At 74.1% G+C, this 2,251-nt stretch carries 2 protein-coding genes; both read left to right on the forward strand.

Features of this window, described 5'->3' with window-relative positions:
- The first annotated feature begins 269 nt into the window (after positions 1–269).
- Positions 270–1,181 (forward strand): YihY/virulence factor BrkB family protein, encoded by a 912-nt coding sequence (locus KSNIM_RS22850; protein ID WP_263105029.1) that lies wholly within the window; start codon positions 270–272, stop codon positions 1,179–1,181.
- 146 nt (positions 1,182–1,327) lie between these two features.
- Positions 1,328–2,221, forward strand: a complete 894-nt coding sequence (locus tag KSNIM_RS22855; protein ID WP_263105030.1) for a class I SAM-dependent methyltransferase — start codon at positions 1,328–1,330, stop codon at positions 2,219–2,221.
- Positions 2,222–2,251: the final 30 nt, after the last annotated feature.

The raw sequence follows: 2,251 nt of genomic DNA on the forward strand, positions 1-2,251 counted from the left end.
GGCCAGGCGCGTCCCCGGCACCCGCGGCGCCGCCCCGGCTCAGGCCCGCCCCGCGGCGCCGCAGACCGGGCAGAACGCCGCCGCCCGCACGGACGGCACCGACGTCGGTACGCCCACCGGGTCCTGACCGCCCGGCCGCCCCCGGCCCGGCTCTACGCCACCCAGGGGCAGCCTCCCGGCGCGCCGACGTACTCGCCCGCGCTTGATCACCGCGCACGGTATACAGGACCGGTCGTCGCTCGTTCAGGTGATCCCGATGGGGTGGGCCCGTGGATTTCCTCACCCGTCTGCCGGTCGTCGGTCCGCTGGCGGCCCGGCTGCTGCGCAGCCGCGCCTGGCAGGCCTACCAGCTGTTCACCGACACCCAGGGCAACCGGCTGGCCGGCGCGGTCACCTTCTTCGGCTTCCTGGCGCTCTTCCCGCTGCTCACCGTCGCCCTGGCGATCGCCGCCGCGACCCTCTCCCAGCACCGGGTGGACGAGCTCCAGCAGGACATCGCCGACCAGGCCTCCGGACTCTCCGACGCGATCGACCTGAACTCCCTGGTGGACAACGCAGCCACGGTCGGCGTGATCAGCGGCGTGGTCCTGCTGCTCTCCGGGCTCGGCTGGGTGGAGACCATGCGCGGCTCGGTCCGGGCGATCTGGCGGCTGCCCCAGGACCCGGGCAAGGTGCTCGTCCGCAAGGCCTGGGACTGCGTCGTCCTGCTCGGCCTCGGCGTGGTCTGCCTGTTGTCGCTCGGCGCCTCCGCCGGCGCCACCACCCTCGCCCGGCGGCTCGCCGACGCGGTCGGGCTGTCCGGCGGCGCCGGCCGCGCGGTGCTGACCGTGGTCGGCTTCGTGATCGCCGTCGGCGCCGACCTGCTGCTCTTCGCCTACCTGCTGGGGCCCTTCCCGCGGATCACCGACCAGTCCCGCCGTGCCCTGTTCGGCGGTGCCCTGATCGGCGCGGTCGGCTTCGAGGTGCTCAAGGTCGCCCTCTCCTCGTACCTCGGGTCGGTCGCGGGCCGCAGCCTCTACGGTGCCTTCGGGGTCCCGATCGCCCTGCTGCTCTGGATCGACTTCGTCGCCCGACTGCTGCTGTACTGCGCGGCCTGGACGGCCCTCGCCGACCCGGACGCCGCCCGGATGCGCGCACACGAACAGGGCCGCAGGCTGATCGAAGCGTCTGCCGAGAAGTGAGACCACGCCCCTGTCGGGCACACTCGGACGTGACTAGGATCACCACCTACGTCTCATCCGGATCTCATCCGTCCTCATCCGGCTGTCGCACGGCACACCCCCCCGCCGGGCGGGAGCCCGCACTGCCCCACCCGTCCGCCGCACCCATGGAGCCCCCCGTGACCAGCGCAGACACCGCCACCGCCACCCCCGTCCCACGGACACTGGACGACGTGCCCGGTTGGTTCTGGAAGGCGGACCAGGAGATCTTCGGCTGGCTGCTCAGCCGCCAGACCGCCGCCGGCACCGGCGGCGACCTGCTGGAGCTCGGCGCCTACCTCGGACGCAGCGCCGTCGTCCTGGGCCGGTACCTGCAGCCCGGCGAGACCTTCACGGTCTGCGACCTCTTCGACTCCGACGCCCCCGACGCCGACAACTCGGCCGAGATGGACATGTCCTACCGCAAGACCCTCACCCGGCAGGCCTTCGAGGCCAACTACCTCGCCTTCCACGAGGAGCTGCCGGTGATCGTCCAGGCGCCCACCTCCGTCCTGGCCGACGGCCGAGTCCCGGCCGGCTCCTGCCGCTTCGTCCACGTGGACGCCTCGCACCTGTACGAGCACGTGGCCGGCGACGTCCTGGTCGCCCGGGACGTCCTGGCCAAGGACGGCGTGGTCGCCTTCGACGACTACCGGGCCCCGCACACCCCCGGCGTCGCCGCCGCGGTCTGGGAGGCCGTCTTCGACCTCGGCCTCAAGCCGGTCTGCCTCACCCCGGAGAAGTTCTACGGCACCTGGGGCGACGCCGAGGCCGTCCAGAAGGAACTGCTCGCCCGCGACTGGCGCGGCGAGGGCTTCCGGATGGACGACGAGCAGATCGCCGGCCACACCTGCTACCGGCTCGCCTTCGACGGCCCCCAGCCGAACGGCGCCCCGCAGACCCGCCAGGCCGGCCCGCAGCGCTCCACCGCCCGCCGGCTCGCCATCGACGTGCTGCCGCCGTTCGCCACCCGGGCCGCCCGCAAGGCGCTGCGCGCCGCCCGGGCCCGCGGAGTCCGCTGACGGCCGCCCCGCAGCGCGGCCGGTGCGGCG

Source organism: Kitasatospora sp. DSM 101779, assembly GCF_025655475.1.
In the GTDB taxonomy this organism is placed as follows: Bacteria; Actinomycetota; Actinomycetes; order Streptomycetales; family Streptomycetaceae; genus Kitasatospora.